Source organism: Psychroserpens algicola, assembly GCF_014526325.1.
GTDB lineage: Bacteria > Bacteroidota > Bacteroidia > Flavobacteriales > Flavobacteriaceae > Psychroserpens > Psychroserpens algicola.
On sequence record NZ_JACNMJ010000007.1, the window covers coordinates 77567 to 97078 of the forward strand.

General features: G+C 34.7%; 17 protein-coding genes. 11 read left to right on the forward strand and 6 right to left on the reverse strand.

The features are described from left to right. Positions 1-57 precede the first annotated feature (57 nt). Together H7350_RS14025 and yajC are read left to right on the forward strand one after the other, a co-directional pair. On the forward strand, positions 58-555 hold the full coding sequence (locus H7350_RS14025) for a DUF1573 domain-containing protein (RefSeq protein ID WP_204346552.1): 498 nt from the start codon (positions 58-60) through the stop codon (positions 553-555). A 4-nt stretch (positions 556-559) separates the two neighbouring features. Next, the gene (gene yajC, locus H7350_RS14030; RefSeq protein WP_204346553.1) at positions 560-850 is read left to right on the forward strand and encodes a preprotein translocase subunit YajC; all 291 of its coding nucleotides are present in this window, start codon (positions 560-562) and stop codon (positions 848-850) included. Positions 851-915: 65 nt separating this feature from the next. On the opposite strand, the gene H7350_RS14035 is transcribed toward yajC, so the two are convergent. Together H7350_RS14035 and pepT are read right to left on the reverse strand one after the other, a co-directional pair. Further along, on the reverse strand, positions 916-1515 hold the full coding sequence (locus H7350_RS14035; protein ID WP_204346554.1) for a YdeI/OmpD-associated family protein: 600 nt from the start codon (positions 1513-1515) through the stop codon (positions 916-918). A 6-nt stretch (positions 1516-1521) separates the two neighbouring features. Next, positions 1522-2766 carry a peptidase T gene (gene pepT / locus H7350_RS14040; protein ID WP_204346555.1) on the reverse strand — a complete coding sequence of 415 codons (1245 nt, stop codon included), beginning with the start codon at positions 2764-2766 and terminating at the stop codon, positions 1522-1524. A gap of 130 nt (positions 2767-2896) precedes the next feature. Here pepT and H7350_RS14045 point away from each other — a divergent pair, with 130 nt between their 5' ends. Next, entirely contained in the window at positions 2897-3934 is a 1038-nt protein-coding gene (locus H7350_RS14045) for a quinone-dependent dihydroorotate dehydrogenase (protein ID WP_204346556.1), read from the forward strand. 42 nt (positions 3935-3976) lie between these two features. Here the strand turns inward: H7350_RS14045 and H7350_RS14050 are convergent, their stop codons facing one another. Beyond that, positions 3977-5710: a zinc-dependent metalloprotease gene (locus H7350_RS14050; protein ID WP_204346557.1), complete on the reverse strand. Its 1734-nt coding sequence runs from the start codon at positions 5708-5710 to the stop codon at positions 3977-3979. 102 nt (positions 5711-5812) lie between these two features. Further along, positions 5813-6760 carry a T9SS type A sorting domain-containing protein gene (locus H7350_RS14055; protein WP_204346558.1) on the reverse strand — a complete coding sequence of 316 codons (948 nt, stop codon included), beginning with the start codon at positions 6758-6760 and terminating at the stop codon, positions 5813-5815. A 47-nt stretch (positions 6761-6807) separates the two neighbouring features. Between H7350_RS14055 and H7350_RS14060 the strand changes: the two genes are divergently transcribed. Beyond that, positions 6808-7479 (forward strand): LysE family translocator, encoded by a 672-nt coding sequence (locus H7350_RS14060; protein WP_204346559.1) that lies wholly within the window; start codon positions 6808-6810, stop codon positions 7477-7479. Between the two features lie 38 nt (positions 7480-7517). Then, complete coding sequence (locus H7350_RS14065) at positions 7518-8381, forward strand: hydroxymethylglutaryl-CoA lyase (RefSeq protein ID WP_204346560.1); 864 nt, start codon at positions 7518-7520, stop codon at positions 8379-8381. 60 nt (positions 8382-8441) lie between these two features. On the opposite strand, the gene H7350_RS14070 is transcribed toward H7350_RS14065, so the two are convergent. Next, a complete protein-coding gene (locus H7350_RS14070) occupies positions 8442-9530 on the reverse strand; it encodes an HmuY family protein (RefSeq protein ID WP_204346561.1) in 1089 nt (362 codons plus the stop codon). 12 nt (positions 9531-9542) lie between these two features. Then, positions 9543-11684, reverse strand: coding sequence for a TonB-dependent receptor plug domain-containing protein (locus tag H7350_RS14075; protein WP_204346562.1), 2142 nt, complete (start codon positions 11682-11684; stop codon positions 9543-9545). Positions 11685-11788: 104 nt separating this feature from the next. Here H7350_RS14075 and H7350_RS14080 point away from each other — a divergent pair, with 104 nt between their 5' ends. From H7350_RS14080 to H7350_RS14105, 6 genes are all read left to right on the forward strand, one after another. Beyond that, positions 11789-12694, forward strand: coding sequence for a DUF6607 family protein (locus H7350_RS14080; RefSeq protein WP_204346563.1), 906 nt, complete (start codon positions 11789-11791; stop codon positions 12692-12694). Between the two features lies 1 nt (position 12695). Continuing rightward, on the forward strand, positions 12696-14174 hold the full coding sequence (locus H7350_RS14085) for an ankyrin repeat domain-containing protein (protein ID WP_204346564.1): 1479 nt from the start codon (positions 12696-12698) through the stop codon (positions 14172-14174). 10 nt (positions 14175-14184) lie between these two features. After that, on the forward strand, positions 14185-14670 hold the full coding sequence (locus tag H7350_RS14090; protein ID WP_204346565.1) for a DUF2271 domain-containing protein: 486 nt from the start codon (positions 14185-14187) through the stop codon (positions 14668-14670). Between the two features lie 11 nt (positions 14671-14681). Further along, positions 14682-16877 (forward strand): PepSY domain-containing protein, encoded by a 2196-nt coding sequence (locus H7350_RS14095; protein WP_235989358.1) that lies wholly within the window; start codon positions 14682-14684, stop codon positions 16875-16877. A gap of 189 nt (positions 16878-17066) precedes the next feature. Then, the gene (locus H7350_RS14100) at positions 17067-18266 is read left to right on the forward strand and encodes a DUF4856 domain-containing protein (protein WP_204346566.1); all 1200 of its coding nucleotides are present in this window, start codon (positions 17067-17069) and stop codon (positions 18264-18266) included. A gap of 84 nt (positions 18267-18350) precedes the next feature. Further along, positions 18351-19466 carry an imelysin family protein gene (locus H7350_RS14105; protein ID WP_204346567.1) on the forward strand — a complete coding sequence of 372 codons (1116 nt, stop codon included), beginning with the start codon at positions 18351-18353 and terminating at the stop codon, positions 19464-19466. Positions 19467-19512: the final 46 nt, after the last annotated feature.

Consider the following 19512-nt stretch of genomic DNA (forward strand, 5'->3'; position numbering starts at 1 on the left):
AAATAATTAGTACATTTGGCTTCTCGAATCAAAACAAATATTTAAAAAATCATAGTAATGAAAAAAGCAATTTTAGCGTTAAGCGCATTATGTTTAGTAGCTTTTACATCTTGTAAAGAAGATGCAACAAGCAAAATTAATCAAGACAACGTAGCAGCAGCTGCAGAAAGAGATGCAAGTGCTGCAGATTTTCCAGTGATTACTTTTGAAGAAACTGAGCATGATTTTGGAACTATCGTTAACGGTACTCCAGTAGAAACTAAATTCAAATACACAAACACAGGAAAAACACCTTTAGTAGTAAGTAACATCAAGAGTACTTGCGGATGTACTGTACCATCAGATTGGAATAGAGATCCTTTAGCTCCAGGTGAATCTGCTGAGTTTACAGTAAAATTTAATGGTAAAGGTTCTAACCAAGTTCAAAAGTCAATCACTTTAACAACGAATACTGAAAAGGGTTCTGAAATAGTGAAGATTAAAGCTTTTGTTGAGCCAGATCCAAACGCAGCAGCTCAAAAAGCTGGTAAAGCTGCAATTAAATCTGTAAAGTAATTTTATGGGTTCAATTGGAGATTTTTTGCCTTTTATAGCCATGTTTGCAGTGGTGTATTTCTTTATGATAGCACCACAGATGAAACGTGCTAAACAAGAAAAAGCATTTGCAGCTGAGTTAAAAAGAGGCGATAAAGTTGTAACTAAAAGCGGTATGCACGGAAAAATTGTTGACCTTAACGATAAGGACAATAGTTGTGTTATCGAGACACTTGCTGGAAAAATTAAGTTTGAACGTTCTGCTATTTCTATGGAAATAAGTAAGAAATTAAACGCTCCTGCAACTGTAAAATAGAATTTAAATACTATCTTAAAAAAACTCCGAAAGCATTTCTTTCGGAGTTTTTTTATGTTTTACAATCAGCAATTCTTGTATTTGTCATGCAAACCAATTCCTTGAATAATCATTGGTGTTATTTTTTCTAAACGTGATAGTTTGGTGGCCTCTCGTTTAGCTTCAGAAATATACTCGCAATACTCACGCTGTTTACCTGGAGTTAAAGCATTAAAGCTTGTGTCTAGAGTTGTGTTTGATTGTAATGCGGTTTTAAGTTCCTCCGGAATGACAACATCTTTAACCTTTCGGGTAGGTTTTATTTCTTTGCCCAACCTTTGGTTTTCTATGGCTTCTTTTACATACGTTAAAACAGCAGTTTTATTGATGTCCGCCTTTGTTTCAAAACGCATTTGCCGTAAGGCTTTTGTTTTGTTTTCTTGAGCATTAATCAATAAGTTATGCTCATCTTTTAAAAATACGCCTTGGTGAAACCATAAACAAAAATGCTGTTTAAAAGCACCTATACCAAGAACATTTTTTCCGTTTAAACAATAGGTAGGCATACTCCATTTGACAGTTTCTTCAAGCTCGGTTGTATTGATGATGTCTCTAAGTAATCTAAGTTCTTCTTCGTAATGTGGATTAGTCTCTATGTATTCTTCTACGGAATAAACTTTTTTCATTGGTCATTATTTTAATGCTTTTTCAGCAGTCAGTTCTGCAATTTTACAAATCACTTCAGTAGCCTTAATCATACTCTCTACAGGAACATATTCGTATCGTCCATGGAAATTATGACCTCCTGCAAAAATATTTGGGCAAGGTAATCCCATGTAGCTTAACTGGGATCCATCTGTTCCACCTCGAATAGGTTTGATTAAAGGTTCGATATCTAATAGTTTCATGGCTTCTTCGGCGATATCGACAATATGTTTAACAGGTTCTACTTTTTCTTTCATATTAAAGTATTGATCTTTAATATCTATAGTGATCACTTCACGTTCATATTGCGTATTAATTTCATTAGTAAGATTTTGCATAACCTCTTTACGAGCTTCAAAATGAGCCATATCATGGTCCCTTATAATGTATTGTAAAACGGTTTCTTCGACTTTACCTTCAACACTATGAAGATGAAAAAAGCCTTGATACTCTTCGGTATGCTCTGGTGTTTCAAGTCGAGGAAGAGAATTGATAAATTCGGTAGCGATATACATCGAATTCACCATTTTACCTTTCGCATAACCTGGATGCACAATTTTACCTTTTACTGTTACTGTTGCACCAGCAGCGTTAAAATTTTCATATTCTAATTCTCCAATCTGGCTACCATCCATTGTATAAGCCCAATCTGCTCCAAATTTTTCAACGTCAAATTTATGTGCGCCACGACCAATTTCTTCATCTGGAGTAAAACCAACTTTAATGTCGCCATGTTTAATTTCTGGGTGATTGATGAGGTATTCCATTGCAGAGACGATTTCAGTAATACCAGCTTTATCATCGGCACCTAATAGAGTTGTACCATCGGTTACGATTAAGGTTTGCCCTTTATATAGTAATAAGTCTTCAAAATAATCTGGTGATAAAATAATGTTGTGTTCAGCATTAAGTGCTATATCTTTTCCATCATAATTTTCAATAACTCGAGGTTTAACATTAGCTCCAGTAAAATCTGGAGAGGTGTCAAAATGAGAAATAAACCCAATGGTTGGTACGTCATGATCAACATTACTTGGTAATGTGGCCATAATGTATGCATTAGGATCTATAGTGACATCTTTCATTCCTATAGCTATAAGTTCTTTAGCGAGCGCATGCGCTAAATCCCATTGTTTTGCTGTACTTGGTGTTGTGTCACTTTTTGGGTCAGATTCGGTATCGATAGTAACATAACTTATAAATCGTTTTATGATAGCTTCTTTAGTAATCATTTAAATATGCTGTTTGTAATGGTATTGTGAATTTGAGTGAACTATTAGAAAAAAACCTTGAAGGTTTGTGGGATGAAAGTTAGCGATTTTAATTAAATCTGTAGTATTTTTGTGCCAGAAAAGATTTTCAATGTACAAGCTTCTATTAAGACCAATTTTATTCGCTTTTGATCCTGAAAAAGTGCATTATTTCACGTTTTCTCTAATTCGAAATATATCAAAATTACCAGGTATGCCTTCATTATTCCGAAGTTTGTACCAGTTAAACGATAAGTCTTTAGAGCGCGAATTATTAGGCTTGAAATTTAAAAACCCTGTGGGTTTGGCAGCAGGTTTTGATAAGAACGCGGTATTATATAATGAGTTGGCAAATTTTGGCTTTGGTTTTATAGAAATAGGAACTGTAACACCTAAAGGTCAAGAAGGAAATCCTAAAAAACGCTTATTTCGTTTAAAGGATGATAAAGGTATCATTAATAGAATGGGTTTCAATAACGAAGGCTTAGAAGCTGCAATTTCAGAATTAAAAAAGAATAAAGGCCAGCTGATTATTGGAGGGAATATTGGAAAAAACACCAAAACTTTACCTGAAGATTATACGAAAGACTATTTAGAGTGTTTTAATGGACTTCATCCATATGTCGACTATTTTGTACTCAATGTTAGTTGTCCAAACGTAGGTAGTCATGCTAAGCTTAATGACAAGGACTATTTATTAGAACTCATTTCAGAGGTTCAAAAAGCAAACGCAACATTTGAAAAGCAAAAACCAATTTTGTTGAAGATAGCTCCCGATTTAAATACTATTCAGTTAGATGAAATTGTAGACTTAGTTAACGAAACCAATTTAGATGGTGTGATTGCCAGTAATACCTCCATTGACAGATCAGGTTTAAAAGCTTCAGAAGATCGTCTCACAGCCATTGGTAATGGAGGATTGAGTGGCCAGCCCATCAAAACAAAATCGACACAGGTCATCAAATATCTAGCTGATAAAAGCAACAAATCTTTTGTTATAATTGGAGTTGGTGGCATTCATTCGGCAGACGATGCCATAGAAAAGATTGAAGCAGGAGCAGATCTGGTTCAAATATATACTGGCTTTATTTATGAAGGCCCTAAATTAATCCGTCATATAAACAAAGCACTTATAAAAAAAGCGAATTGAAATCAATCAATTCGCTTTTTTTGTGGGTTTATTGCTAGCTCTTTAATTCTTAATAAAAGGAATTGTGCTCGAATGTGTTCCTTTTGAAATTTTTACATAATAAACACCTCCGCTAAACGCTTTAGCTTGGATGCTCAAATCTTCTGGTTGAGTTACCATTTTTGTTGTAATAATTTGTCCTAATACATTGTAAACGGTAAAGCTATCAGGTAAATTGTTAGTATCAGATAGTTGTATGTGTAAGACATCATTTGTTGGATTTGGGTATAAAGAAATTTGATTGCTAATAAAATAGTCATCAACACTTAATACATCATTCCCAATGAAGGTCGTTTCAGTTGAAGTAAATACACCGTCAGATGCAAGAATACTAGCACCTTCTAAAGTTGTTAACTCATAGGCAATCGTACCTTCAAACCCACAACAAATTCCATTATTGGCGCTATCAAAAATCTCAAACGTATAACATTCACTTCCAGCGACATCAAAATCGTAAGAAAATGTTTGGAAATTGTCGCTTCCTGAGACATATGTCGGACTAGAATATAAAACTGTTCCTGAACTGTCTCTAAATTCCCATGAGGTTTCTTGTGGGAAATTATCTAAAGTAAGCGATAAATTAATTTCTGATGTAGACACATCTGTTCTTGGGAAATCAATATAGTTGTCAAAAACTTTAGTAATGGATTGTGTACCATCAGATATGGTGAGGGTAACATCAAAGGCACCACCATTAGTATAGGTGTGATTCGGATTTTGTGTCGTATAGTCGATTACATCATCGCCATCTACATCCCATTCCCATGAGGTTGCACCAATACTATTGTCTGTAAAATTCACGTCTAATGTTGAGCTACAAGCTACGGTATAATCAGCATCAATCTCAACACTAAAACTCGGACACGACATTACAGCTCGTGATGATTGATAAGTGGCATATATTCGAGCATACTGCTGTGGTGATAATTCATTTCGGCAGGACTGTCGAGAATAAGACATTATGTTTCTAGGGTTAGGATTAAAGAGTTGACCATTGGCATCAAACTCGGTTGCTATATACTCACAAGAGGTGTTTACTTTTGAGTTACTTAGTTGAGGATCGGCAGCAGTATCACAGATGAAATCACCTGTGGTTTGACAATTAGAACCATCAACAAGCTCTTCGGTTAGAGAACCATTTACATTTCCGTGAGTATGTGATAGAAAAAAGAAATGACCCATTTCATGCGTTAGTGTACTGCCGTTTGTAGTACAACCATTTGCCATTAAAATGGTTTCTGGTCCACCTGGAAAATAAGCATAGCCACATAATCCGCCTCCTTCTGAAGTTGTTATTGAGTTCACAAAATAAATGTTAATCACATTATCTACGTTTCCATTTGTAAGCGCAGCTTCTTGATCAAGGGTGTAATTGAAGTAATCATCACTATCTATATAGTTAATGCCTTCACACAAGAAAAATTCTAAATAAGCATTAGCAAAATAACTATTCATAGTTGCAATGGCATCATTTAGCTGTGGGATTGTAAGTCCGCCAAAACCAGCACTAGGTCTTACGATATGCGCTTTAATAGGTACACTTGTAAGAGCTGTTGAAGCACGTCTTGCATTTGCTAATTGAAAATATTCTTGCTCATATTGTTGAATTTGAGGCAAGAGTTCATTAAAAATTGCCTGAGATTCTGGAGACATGATTGTACCGCATTCAGGCTCGGTTTGAGCATTAAAGACCGAACAGGAGATTAATGCTACAAAAAGAAGTATTGTTTTTTTCATAAGTTTAGGTGTTACTGCAAAAATAGGTAGTTCAATTTTTCTTGTAAACATATCAAAAAACCGACTAAATACCTAATTTTATAGACCAAATGCATGCTGTAATTAGTTAATCACTATTTTTTTAGTCATAGATGTGGCATTCAGTAATTTAATTTTTACGATATAAATTCCAGCTTTTGCTTGTGTTAAATCTAATTGAAGTTGTCTTGTAGCATCCTTATTTACAAATCGCTCGATTTGTTTGCCTAATACATTATATACCTGAACTTCAATTAAAGGGTTAGAAGCAGAAGTCGTAATATTAAGCATTCCGTTAGACGGATTTGGATACAGGCTAACTTGCGCTAGGTCATTGTCCTGGATACTTAGTGTTTGATTAAAGGTAATGGTTAAAACTCCAATAGGTTTATCGTTAAACGGACTCACGTTGACTAAAGAAGTAATAGGTTGAGCAGGCATTGTAGTTTGATTGCCCGAATTGTAATTCACGCCACTGTCTGTACCTGCATCATAAGGAAATAGTGGTATAGAAAGGCTTTGTACCCAAGTATTTCCATCTCTGAGATTGATACTATTAACCGCTATCATCCAATCTGGGCTGGGAGCAATCATAGCAGCTAAACTTAAAAGCGGGAAATCTTCACTCACCTCAATATTGGAAAGTGTGGCTGTAGTTCTGGGTGCGAAATCATCAAAAGCCGCTTGTAAAAACTGATCGGCATGATTTGAGTTTATCAAAGCCTGAACTTCATTCATAATAGCAGTATTATTACCAAGTTCTGCAACATCTTTTATGCCTTCAGTTGCTAAGCTTCCCATTTCTAATAATCTTGCAGCATTATTATGTGTTGCTCCAACAAGATCTGACCAATGCGCATTTCCGGGTAAATCAACTATACTATTACCATTAATTGGGTCATTTGTTTCAGAATCCCAATGGCTTGTAAATGAGATTGTATATGATGCCCTTGATTGTGCATTAGTTTTTGTAACAACCGTACAAGCAAGGATTAATAGTAAGCATTGAAGAATTAAAGTAATTTTTTTCATAGCAAAAAGGATTAGTTTACAACCTTTTATGTCGTTTAAAAACACGAATGCTTACATTATTTTTTGATTATTTTTACAGAAATTTTATTCATCTGAATTACGACCTTCTCATATCATTTGTATTTGCAACTTCGGTCTTGGCCTTGTCTCCTGGACCAGATAATATCTATGTGCTCATGCAGAGTATTGTTAATGGTAAAACATATGGTTTGGCTACAGTTGCAGGATTAATTTCGGGCTGTCTGATTCATACAACATTGGTCGCTTTTGGTATTTCTGCAATTATAAAAGAAAACGACACACTCTTTTTTGTCATCAAAGTATTAGGTGCTATGTACTTATTATACTTGGCATATAAAGTATATAACTCTAGTTCCGAATTGAGTTTAGATTCTGGTCATGTTCCAAAGAAAAGTACAACTCAATTATTTCAACAAGGCTTCATTATGAATGTATTGAATCCCAAAGTGTCCATTTTTTTTCTGGCATTTTTTCCTGGATTTCTATTTAGTGATTCGATGAGTACTGTACTACAATTTTACGTTTTGGGTTTGCTGTTTATGTTAGTTTCGGCGATTGTTTTTTCGACCATTGCTGTATTAGCGGGTTTAATTTCAAACTATATTAAGACGCATAAAAGGGTTGGTGTTTATCTCAAATGGCTTCAAATTATTGTGTTTATTGGTATTGCGATAATCATTTTTACTTCGGAAAAATAACAGGTAAAGAATCATCTTAATTAGTATCTTTGGACAAGATGAAAAACCCTGTCAAAATAATAGAATGCCCTAGAGATGCTATGCAAGGCATCAAGGCATTTATTCCTACGGAAAAGAAAGTGCAATACATTCAGTCTTTACTTCGTGTGGGTTTTGATACAATTGATTTCGGAAGTTTTGTCTCGCCTAAAGCTATTCCGCAGATGGTAGATACAGCTGAAGTCTTATCGCAGCTCGACTTGAGTAAAACAACAAGCAAGCTTTTGGCAATAATTGCTAATACCAGAGGCGCAAATGATGCATGTCAGCATTCGGAAATTGATTATTTGGGCTACCCGTTTTCAATTTCAGAAAATTTCCAAATGCGAAATACACATAAGACTATAGCGCAATCGGTTGTAACGCTTTCTGAAATTTTAGAATTAGCCAACAAGCATGATAAAGAAGTAGTTGTTTATATCTCTATGGGTTTTGGAAATCCCTATGGAGATCCCTGGAATGTAGACATAGTAGGTGAGTGGACCGAACGTCTAAGCAATATGGGCGTTAAGATTTTATCCTTGAGTGATACGATTGGTAGTTCAAACCCAGAAAGTATAGATTATTTGTTTTCTAATTTAATTCCTAGTTATCCAGACATCGAATTTGGAGCACATTTACATACCACGCCTACAACTTGGTTTGAAAAAGTAGATGCCGCTTATAAAGCAGGATGCATGCGTTTTGATGGTGCTATACAAGGTTTTGGAGGTTGCCCAATGGCTAAAGATGACTTAACTGGTAATATGCCAACAGAGAAAATCTTATCCTATTTTACGTCTAATAAAAACAACAATCTTAATGCAATGAGTTTTGAAAGTGCTTATAATGAGGCGACAAAAATTTTCACAGCTTATCATTAAAAAAAGCCCTTACTTAATAAGTAAGGACCTTCACTCAAAATAATCAACAATAAAAAAAAGTTATTCTTGTAATAGGCTGTACACAAATTCTGGGTAGCCACGCTCGCCAGCTTCATTTGTTAAGGCTAAAAACTTAAGTTTGTATAGGTTGCCGTCTGTGTCATTCACAATATAAAATACATTGTCTTTTAAAGATGGTAGTGTTCCTGGACCACCTCCATTTCGCCAAGAACTTCCAATACTACGTTGATCGATTGTAAATTTAGTTTGGTCTACATCAGCAAGTAAAAACTCCTCATAAGACAATGCATCTTCTTCAGAATCTAACATGTAAACCAAGGCATTAGATTTAGAGTTATTGACTACAAAATCTGAATAACCATAAGAGCCAAAACCTTCAATCTCATTAGTAAACACAGTGAAGTTTAAATCCCATTGTGTGGCTTCAGGCTCAACATTTACAATAGATTCAGTATTAAAACTGAAAAATGTAAAGTGATATGCATTGTTTTTAGAGATAGTAATTTCTTCGTGAGTCGTATCGTCTAGGTCTGCATATTGCAATGTATAATCTGCACCATTTTTTAGAACTCTAATTTTTTTCCATCCACGACTATCATCAGATACATCAACGCTTCCAGTTGAAGGTGTTTCAGTACCAACTTCAAATCCAAGATTTACCAAATACACCTTATTATTGGTATTTGTATCTGAAATTTGCGCAATAGCTGTACTTGCTAAAGTCCCACTTGGCGCATCAATAAATGCCATATTAGCTTCATCAAAAGTTCCTACGGCAACCTGAGGCTGTAAATCAATGACTTCCTGGGTTGAAGAATTAACAGCATCAATATCTGTACTAGAAAGTTCTGCTGTTGCCATATAAATAGACCCATTGATAACAACTCTAAAATCGCTTCCAGAGTAAAACCCTAAATCCCAAGAATCTCTTTGAACGCTTGTTGTTGTATTGGTGCTTAAATCAATATAAACTTGATTTTGTTGATTTGGTCCACCAACTTCTGGAGACACTGCTGCGCCTTCAATTACAATTTCTATTGGTCCTTGCGGACTATCATCATCACTGCTACAGCTTGAAAAAGCGATAATGCATAAGCATAAAGTCAGTTTTAATAATTTGTTTGTCATAATAAATAGTGTTTAAAAGTTTAAATTATATAATAGTTTTAAGTAATATGATCGTCCGTATCCCAGTAAAAGTGAGCTGTTATTCGAGGTATGAGTTCCTCCGCTTGTAGCATTGCTAACATTGACATTAGTTAGATCTAATAGATTTCGCGCGCCAAGTGTAAGGTCTATGGTATTATTAAAAAATGATTTTTTAACCGAAGCATCAAGCCAACTATAGGCTTCTGTTGTAGCTTTTGAAAATAATGAATTGCCATTTTCATCAGTATCAGTTGCTATATAATTTTGCTGTTCACCGTTATACTTAAGTAGCATAGTAAATGAGGTATTCCATTTTTTATGGACATAGGAAGCACTGGTATTAATTTGAAAATTGTATAAATAGTCATCTTCTCCATGGACTTCATCTTCATTAATTCTTGAAATTCCTTGAAGCGTCGCGCCTAAATTAAAAGTGAAACCATTTGTTTTTAAGGTGTTATCAAGCGTGATACCCACTAATTTGAAATTGTCAATATTGATATATTGGTATTGTAAAGGTGTCGTATTTACAATGGCTAAATCAATTCTGTCAGACACATTTATGTAGCTTAATTTTAAATTGTTTATCAAAGAGGTATCATTAAACCAATGGCGTTTTTTTAAATTGACAAATGCCGAAAATCCATGTTCGGGATTGAGATTTTCATTGCCTTGAACATCATGATTGGAATCCACAAAATAATAGTAGAGTTCTTCAAAATTTGGAACTCTGTATGAGGTTCCTATATTACCGCGAAGTTCAAAATTATTAGGCATTAAATACCTGGCACTTATGGATCCCGTTAGTTTTGAATCAAATTGAGAATTGTGTTCATATCTAATACCAGGTCGTAATGATAATTTTTTTGAGAACTTTAATTCTGAAGAACCAAATAGCGCAATATTACTTTGTGTGTTTGTTTTATCTTCTTGGGTAACTTCACCAGAAGCTTGTGTGTCAAAGCCTTCAATATATCTGGCTTCATATCCTAATTGAAAATTATAAAAATCACTTTTTACTAAATTTCCGATGGTACCTTTAGAAAATAAAACTTTACTCGATTGATAGGTGTCATCGGTTTCATTACTTCTTTCTTGCGATAAAATAAAATAGTTAAATTCGTTTAAGTTGCGTTTTTGTTGCTGATACGACAGAGCAATATTATAATTGGCGCCTGAGTTCAAGTGACCATCAATATTTAAATTGTTGAGCCATCTATTGGTTTTAAAAATACGATCTGTAGCCGACGGATTGCTGGTTTGAGTTTCAGTATCAATATTTGCTCTAACAGCTGCATCGTAGTAATTTAAGCGTTCGTTAAAGTATTCGAATTTATAAAACAGTCTGAAGTTTTTAGCCTTATAATTGATTAAAACATTGGTTACTATTTGATGCTTTGGCAACCATTCATACCCTCTTAAACCATCATTTTGATAATAATCGCGACCTTGCCTGTTATTAAAGAAGCCAGCAAAATCATTTCGGTTAAAGCCTATTTTTGTAAACCAAGTATCAGATATGTTATGAGCGATGTTTATAGATTGTATATGTCTTCCTTTATCAAACCATTCGTACTCATCACTAACAGTTTCTTCTTTTAGGTAGGTCTGGATTTTCCAATTCTCACTAATTGATTTTTTAGTAATGATGTTAATGACTCCAGAAACCGAATTTGCTCCATATTCAACTCCCATAGAGCCTTCAACAATTTCGATACGTTCAACATCATCAAGATTTATTTGAGTTAAATCGATGTTATTTCCTAAGCCATTATCACTTACTAAAGGCACATTATCAATAAGAATATTAAAGTATTGCGCATCTAAACCAAAAAATGAAATGGTAGATTTCCCGGTTTGAGAATTCGGAATAATAGTGAGGTTAAGATTAAAGTTTAATAGGTCTGCTAAGTTGTTAGCCGCTTGTTGATCAATCTGCTTTCGGTTAATCACAATCACATTATGAACCGATTTTTTTATAGACTGCGGATTATATTGTCCTGTGATGACAACCTCTTCTAATTTTTCAGGTAGTACAGAATCTTTAGCTATCTCTTTGGCTTCCTGAGAAAAAGAAAGCCCGACGATAAAAAGTGAAAAATAAATACAGAAATTATTTTTATTTAGACTCATTCTTGATTAGATTTGCTGCAAATATAATTACTTATTTTAATTCAGTCTAAATAAGAACAAATAAATTTAAACTTTTTTCAATCATAAAAAACAAGCACTTAAAAATGAAACAAATAGCAGGTTTACTCGTATTAATTTTAACATGTTCATCACTTGGATATGCTCAAAACAAAAAAGAACAGGATAAAGAAGCCATCAAGAATATGTGTGGTTGTTTTGAGGTGACCTTCAATTTTACAGAAACTTTTTCTTACAGCGAGGATTCGCTTTATAAGCCTTCTAAAACTAAAGTCGATAAGGGTTTAGAGTGGGCACAATTGATAGAAGATGCCGATAACAAATTATCAATCCAGCATTTATTACAGGTTGGAAATCCTTCAAATCCTCACATCGTTAAACACTGGCGACAAGATTGGTTGTTTGAAAATACCAACTTCTACATGTTTAACGGTGATAATGCCTGGCTTTTTGAAACTAAAAAGCCTTCAGATGTAAAAGGACAATGGACTCAAAAGGTGTTTCAGGTAGATGATAGTCCGCGTTACGAAGGTTCAGCAACTTGGGTTCATTTGGATGGAAAAAGCTACTGGGAAAATACGACACCAGCACCTTTGCCGAGGCGTGAATATACGAAGCGTAGTGATTATAATGTAACGCTTAGAGGTAACAGACATGAAATTACAACTTATGGATGGGTTCACGATCAGGATAATGATAAAGTGATTCGTGAAGATGGAAAAGAGGATGTGATTTTAGCCAAAGAAAAAGGCTATAATACGTATGTTAAAGTTGATGACAGTAGATGTCAAGCTGCAGCAGATTGGTGGAAAGAACATCAAGATAAGTGGGCAAATGTCAGACATAAATGGGATGAGGTTTATAGCAGGAATCAGGATTTGACTTTAGCTTCTAAAGTCGACAATAAATTGTTGTTTAAGTATTTGTTTTCTGATGACATAAGTGAAGAAAAAGATATTGATAGTGTCATTGAATCCTTTGTAAAAAAATAAGATGAAACAGTTTAAAATATATACCATCCTTATGGTACTTTTAATAAGTGCCTATGGTTTTTCTCAAGATAATATTTTTTTAAGTCGCGATTATTGGAGTACTAATCCTTCCATTGAAAGTATCGATTTAAAAATTAAAGAAGGTCACGATATCGCTGAGGCGAATAGCAACAATTTTGATGCTGTGGTCTATGCTATCCTTCAAAATGCCCCAAATACTATCATTAAATATATTCAGTCTAAAAAAGGAAATGAGGTCAATAAGCTCACACATGATGGGAGAACTTACATCTTTTGGGCGGCTTATAAAGGCAATGTAGAGTTTATGAAATATCTGCTTAGTAAAGGCGCAAAAACAGATTTGACAGATGATAAAGGCTACACAATTTTGAATTTTGCAGCATCGTCTGGGCAACCAAACACTGAAGTCTATGATGTATGTCTGGCTAATGGCGCTGATCTAAAAAAAGACCTGACTCCAGATGGTGCTAATGCTTTACTGTTAGCTGCTCCAAGCGATAAGAATTTTAAACTGATTGATTATTTTCAATCGAAAGGTGTAGACCTTAATAGCGTAGATAATGAGGGTAATGATGCATTTAATTATGTCGCAAAAACAGGAAATATAAAGCTGATGAATACGCTACGCCATAAAGGCGTCAAAGGAAACCATCAGGCCTTTTTGTTTGCTGCCTATGGAACACGAGGAAAAGCTAATGGTGTCGAAGTTTATAAGTATTTAGAAACTGTAGGTTTAGATCCAAATATATCAAATGCTGAAGGTATATCGCCATTACATATTGTTGCGTCTCGAAGTAATGATCTCGAGTTGATTAATTATTTAATAGACAGAGGTTTGGACGTAAGCACCAAAGATTTCAATGGTAATACTGCTGTTATGAACGCTGCTTCAAGAAATACTATAGATGTGGTTAAAATTATGGTTGCTAATTTAAAGCGCATTAATGCGACCAATAAAAAAGGACAGTCGGCTTTATCGTTAGCCGTTCAAAACAATACTTCAGATGTTGTCGCATTTTTGCTTGACAAGGGTTATGATACCAAGATTGTTGATGCTGAAGGCAATAATTTAGCCTACTATTTGATTCAGTCGTATGCAGACAGGACGAAATCCGAATTTTCTAAAAAGCTTGAGCTATTAAAGGCCAATCATGTTGATGTATCTGCTGTTCAAAAGAGTGGAAACACCTGGTTTCATCTAGCGATTGAAAAGGAGAGTATGGCGATTCTAAATTTGGCACTACAAATGAATCAGGATATCAATGCTAAAAACAATGAAGGGTATACAGCTCTACATCTGGCTGCGATGAAAGCAAAAGATGATACGGTTCTTAAGTTTCTTTTAGAACACGGAGCAAAGTCAACTATAGTCACAGACTTTGAAGAAACAGCTTACGATTTAGCTAAAGAAAATGAGTTACTTCAACAGCAAAATATTTCAGTAGAATTTTTAAAATAGAAAACATCATATGAAAAATTTACGTTTAATACTGCCTTTATGTATTGTCGTTTTCGGACTCATGTCTTTTAAAACCTTAACTGAATCATCAAAGTATAAATGCATGATTCAAATGAAAAACTATTCAGGTGAAGGTGCTTATATCGTCATTTCTTTAATCAATCCTGAAGGTGAATACGAGAAAACCTTGTATGTGAAAGGTGATGATGATGAATGGTATAATACGGTGGAATCCTGGTGGGATTTCTACGGAAAAAGACGAACAGATATCGATGCGATTACGGGAGCTACAATTAGTGGTGGAGAACGCGCAGTTTCTGTGATAGAAATTGATGATGCTCAACTCGATAAAGGCTATAAACTCAGATTTGAATCGGCCGTTGAAGACCAGGAATACTATAAAAATGATGTCGAATTTGACCTAACATCTCAAAATGTGAAAAGCAAAATTGAAGGGAAAGGTTTTATTAGATACGTACGAATGATGCCTCAATAAATCCATTGCTAATGACCATGTCTATCTGGAGATTCAGTCATTTTTTACTGGCTTTAATATCTTCTGTTTTTATTGTTTTAGCTTCAGTAACTGGTATGATTTTGGCTTTTGAGCCCATTTCAAATCAGCTGCAATCTTATGGCTTTAACGATGAAGTTACAATTGCTACAACCATTGAAAATTTACAAGGTCGCTATGATGAAATCATTACTATCGAAATCGATGAAAATGATTTTGTCGTAGCTTCTGTAATAACCAAAGCGGGTGAAAGTGAGACCTTTTTTATCAACCCCGAAACGGGAGAAAAATTAGGTGATCTTATAGAAAAAGCACCACTATTTAGTTTTTCGACTAATTTGCATCGTTCCCTGTTTTTAAAATCAATAGGTCGTTTTATTGTTGGTTTAGTGTCCTTTTTTCTGGTACTAATGGCTATTTCTGGCATCATGCTCATCCTAAAACGACAAGGCGGAATACGTCGTTATTTTTCTAAGGTTGTCAACGAAAATTTCGAGCAATATTATCATGTTGTTTTTGGGCGATGGTTTTTAATTCCGATACTTATTGTTGCATTGACAGGTGTGTATTTATCCTTGGAGAAATTTTCAATGCTTCCAGAAACTCATCTATCACATCACTATCCTGAGGCTGAAGATTCGGAACTGGATACAACTACATTAATTTCAGATTTTGAGGTTTTTAAGACTTTAAAACTTGCCGATGTAAACAGTCTGGAGTTCCCGTTTTCTGAAGCTATTGATGATTATTTCTTTATCAAACTGAAAGATCGGGAGTTGTTGGTTAATCAATATTCTGGTGCGATTATAAGTGAACAAGCCTATCCATTAGTCACTTTGTTGTCACAATGGAGTTTATTGCTGCATACAGGACAAGGGACGATTTTATGGTCTGTTGTATTGTTTCTGGTTTGTGTGGCTTTACTGTTTTTTATCTATTCGGGTTTTGCAATGACATTAAACCGTCGGAAAAACACTAGGGTTTCAAAAAATAAATTCACTAAAGATACTTCAGAATATATCATTCTTGTAGGCTCCGAAACAGGAAGTACTTTTAGTTTTGCAAGTTTGTTTTATGAGGCCTTGATTGCTCAAGGCAAAACGGTATTTATGGCTTCAATGAATACTTATACCAGTTATAAAGAAGCTAAGCATTTCTTTATTTTCACGTCCACCTATGGCGAAGGTGATGCACCATCAAATGCCAGTAAGTTTGAAGATTTAGTAAAGCGAACCACTCAAAATCATACGATAGATTACGCTGTATTAGGTTTTGGTTCGTTGCAATATCCAGATTATTGTAAATACGCAGAAGATGTCGATATGTTGTTGACATCACATCAAAACTTTCAGAAGAAAATGGAAGTGTTTAAAATTAATAATCAGTCGTTTGACGCTTTTCAGAATTGGATACAACAATGGGAAAAAGCTTATGGGATTACGCTTCAGATTAAACCACCTAAATTAATTTCAGATTCAAAATTTACCAGACAATTCAGAGTGGTTGAACGTACCGAATTAAATGAAGATGCCACTTTTATGTTGCGATTACAACCAATAAAAAAAGTTGCATTTCAGTCTGGAGATTTGTTAGCGTTTCGACCAGATGACTCTCAAGCTGCACGTCAATATTCCATAGCTAGAATAGGAGATGAGGTGTTGTTGAGTATCAAAAAACATGAACAAGGCTTATGTTCTTCCTATTTAAGTCAACGACATACAGGTGATGTTATTACAGCAACCGTTCAACCCAATCCAGAGTTTCATCTATCGAAATCGTCAAACACCATTTTGATTGCCAACGGCACAGGAGTTGCTCCATTTTTAGGGATGATACACGACCCAAAAACTAAATACGACTGTCATTTGTTTTTAGGCTTAAGAACCCAACAATCCTTGCAACTCTATTCAATATATATTGATAAGGCTTTAGCAAATCATCATTTAAAAACATCTCAAGTGGCATTTTCACAAGACACTTCAGCAAAAGTCTATGTGCAAGATTTGATAAAACAAAACGATGAGTTTATTGCCAATCATCTAAAAAAGGGCAGCATCATTATGATTTGCGGTTCTATAATGATGCAAAATCAGGTATTTGAGGTTCTTGATGCTCTTTTACAATCTAAATTAAACCTGTCCATTCAACACTTTAAATCTCGTAATCAAATCAAAACCGACTGTTATTAAGTGGTTTTTCTATTCTTTTCTATAGTTAAAACCTATTGTGTTAATTGTTGATATTTAGAGTGCTATAATTTTTATTTAAATTTAATCTAAATAAAGTTTGAATATTTAATACTGTGTTTTATTTTTGCAGTCGAATTACATTAATTATTTGTAACAAGTCTAAATAAAAACAATATAACCTAAAATCAAATGAAAAGATTAGCTCTAAGTTTATGCGTCCTAGCAAGTATATTCACATCGTGTTCAAGTGACGATGATAATACTACTGGTGGTCAACAAATTGAAACACCAATCACCTACAGTTTTGAAAGAAATGGAGAATCTACAGTGAATTTTGGTGGTCAAACCACAAGAATTGCCATGGCTGGAGAATTAGCATCTGCCTTATTAGATAACACCAATACGGAAGCTCAATTAGATGGTATGTTTGCTCATGTTGAAGGGGAAGCTGATTTTTCTGATGCCGATTTAAACGCTTCTGATAAAAGTATCCGATCGAAAGTTGCTGCTTCTAAAGATTTTTTCTCTGCAAATGCTACACTTTCAGCTGCTATAAAAGCTGAATTTGACGCATGGATTGAAGATCAGGCGACAACGGTGTTTCCAAACTGGGATGCCACTGCTACTCCTGGTTCTGCAGGACAATTGCAACAAGCTGGAGGTGGTTCGATACGTTATATCAACGGAAAAGGTTTTGAATTAAATCAGGTAGTCGCTAAAGGATTAATTGGTGGTTTAATGACAGATCAAATGCTGAACAACTATTTAAGTCCGGCAGTTTTGGATGAAGGTTCTAACATCGAAAATAATGATAATGACATTGTTGAAGACGGTAAAACCTATACAACGATGGAACACAAATGGGATGAAGCTTATGGTTACTTATATGGAGCAGAAATTGATGCGACTATGCCAGTACTAGGTGCTGATAGCTTTTTAAATAATTATTTAAACCGATTAGAAAACGATGAAGATTTTGCAGGCATTGCGCAAACTGTTTTTGATGCGTTTAAATTAGGTCGTGCAGCAATTGTTGCTAAAGATTACAACTTAAGAGATGCGCAAGCTGAAATCATTAAAGCTCAAATTTCTAAAGTTAGTGCTGTAAGAGCTGTACATTATTTACAAGCTGGAAAACAAAAACTAGCCGAAAATGATATGGCGAGTGCTTTTCATCAGCTATCTGAAGGTTTAGGGTTTATCTATAGCCTTCAATTTACAAGAGAACCAAATTCAACACAACCGTATTTTACAAATGCAGAAGTAATGGCATTTATGAATACGCTTTCTGAAGGCAATGGATTTTGGGATGTTACTGCTGAAACTTTAGATACCATATCTCAAGAGATTGCTGATCGATTCGATTTTACAGTCGAAGCAGCTAATTAATATAAATTATTTGAAATGCCTTAGTGTTCATTAGGTTGAACTCTAAGGCTTGATTATCTTTGCAAACTGAAAATAAGATTAAGGATGATAAAAAAAGTTATTTTAAGTGTTTTAGTTATAGCCTTATTAGTGGCCTGCTCATCGTCTGATGATTCCAGCGGCAGTACTAACGATGATTTCAATCGCCAGGCGATGTTAACCAATTGGGCCGATCATATTATCATTCCAGCGTTTCAAGATTTAAGTTCAGATTTGTCAAGTTTAACCTCACAAAAGGATACGTTTTTAACGACACCTAATCAAACCAATCTCGATCTGTTAAGAACTGCTTGGCTTGAAGCTTATAAGACCTGGCAGTTTGTTGAAATGTTTAATATTGGTAAAGCAGAAGAAATCAACTACACATTTCAAATGAATATTTATCCGACTAACGTTAGCGATATTCAAAACAACATCAGTTCAGGAACTTACGATTTAGCTAATGTCAACAATAACGATGCTGTTGGTTTTCCTGCTGTTGATTATATGTTGTACGGCATTGCCGATACTGATGTCGAGATTTTAAATGCTTATACAACTGTTTCAAATTTTGAAGCTAATAAAACCTATTTATCTGATTTAGTTAATCAAATGCAAGCGTTGACAACGACAGTTTTAAATGACTGGACAGCGTCTTACAGAGATTCATTTGTTAATAGTACAGCTAATACTGCTACTAGTGCGACTAATAAATTGACCAATGACTTTATTTTTTATTACGAAAAAGGACTACGTGCTAATAAGTTTGGTATTCCTGCTGGAGTGTTTTCTTCGACGCCTTTAAATGATAAAGTTGAAGCATTTTATAATAAAGAGGTGTCTAAAGATTTAGCATTAGTGGCTTTACAGGCAGTACAAGATTTTTTTAATGGAAAGGCTTATGAAAGCTCAGCAAGTGACGAAAGTTTTGCGTCGTATTTAGAGTATTTAAATACCATTAAGGATGGTGAGGATTTGAGTACACTTATCAACAATCAGTTAAATACTGCAAGAACCAAAATTCAAGTATTAAATACTAATTTCTCCCAACAGGTAGAAACTGATAATACTAAAATGTTAGAAGCCTATGACGAGCTTCAACGCGCTGTTGTACTTTTAAAAGTTGATATGATTCAGGCCATGAATATTAGTGTCGATTTTGTAGATGCAGATGGCGATTAATTACATATAACATAATACAATCAGGATTCTTTAGTGGTGTGCCGCT

Excerpts from the sequence above, each read along its gene's own strand:
- H7350_RS14050 (WP_204346557.1), bottom strand. The coding sequence starts at position 5,710 with ATGAAAAAAACAATACTTCTTTTTGTAGCATTAATCTCCTGTTCGGTC.
- H7350_RS14080 (WP_204346563.1), top strand. The coding sequence starts at position 11,789 with ATGAAACAAATAGCAGGTTTACTCGTATTAATTTTAACATGTTCATCA.
- H7350_RS14045 (WP_204346556.1), top strand. The coding sequence starts at position 2,897 with ATGTACAAGCTTCTATTAAGACCAATTTTATTCGCTTTTGATCCTGAA.
- H7350_RS14100 (WP_204346566.1), top strand. The coding sequence starts at position 17,067 with ATGAAAAGATTAGCTCTAAGTTTATGCGTCCTAGCAAGTATATTCACA.
- H7350_RS14090 (WP_204346565.1), top strand. The coding sequence starts at position 14,185 with ATGAAAAATTTACGTTTAATACTGCCTTTATGTATTGTCGTTTTCGGA.
- H7350_RS14035 (WP_204346554.1), bottom strand. The coding sequence starts at position 1,515 with ATGAAAAAAGTTTATTCCGTAGAAGAATACATAGAGACTAATCCACAT.
- H7350_RS14025 (WP_204346552.1), top strand. The coding sequence starts at position 58 with ATGAAAAAAGCAATTTTAGCGTTAAGCGCATTATGTTTAGTAGCTTTT.
- yajC (WP_204346553.1), top strand. The coding sequence starts at position 560 with ATGGGTTCAATTGGAGATTTTTTGCCTTTTATAGCCATGTTTGCAGTG.
- H7350_RS14070 (WP_204346561.1), bottom strand. The coding sequence starts at position 9,530 with ATGACAAACAAATTATTAAAACTGACTTTATGCTTATGCATTATCGCT.
- H7350_RS14065 (WP_204346560.1), top strand. The coding sequence starts at position 7,518 with ATGAAAAACCCTGTCAAAATAATAGAATGCCCTAGAGATGCTATGCAA.
- H7350_RS14095 (WP_235989358.1), top strand. The coding sequence starts at position 14,682 with ATGACCATGTCTATCTGGAGATTCAGTCATTTTTTACTGGCTTTAATA.
- H7350_RS14105 (WP_204346567.1), top strand. The coding sequence starts at position 18,351 with ATGATAAAAAAAGTTATTTTAAGTGTTTTAGTTATAGCCTTATTAGTG.
- pepT (WP_204346555.1), bottom strand. The coding sequence starts at position 2,766 with ATGATTACTAAAGAAGCTATCATAAAACGATTTATAAGTTATGTTACT.
- H7350_RS14075 (WP_204346562.1), bottom strand. The coding sequence starts at position 11,684 with ATGAGTCTAAATAAAAATAATTTCTGTATTTATTTTTCACTTTTTATC.
- H7350_RS14055 (WP_204346558.1), bottom strand. The coding sequence starts at position 6,760 with ATGAAAAAAATTACTTTAATTCTTCAATGCTTACTATTAATCCTTGCT.
- H7350_RS14085 (WP_204346564.1), top strand. The coding sequence starts at position 12,696 with ATGAAACAGTTTAAAATATATACCATCCTTATGGTACTTTTAATAAGT.
- H7350_RS14060 (WP_204346559.1), top strand. The coding sequence starts at position 6,808 with ATGCTTACATTATTTTTTGATTATTTTTACAGAAATTTTATTCATCTG.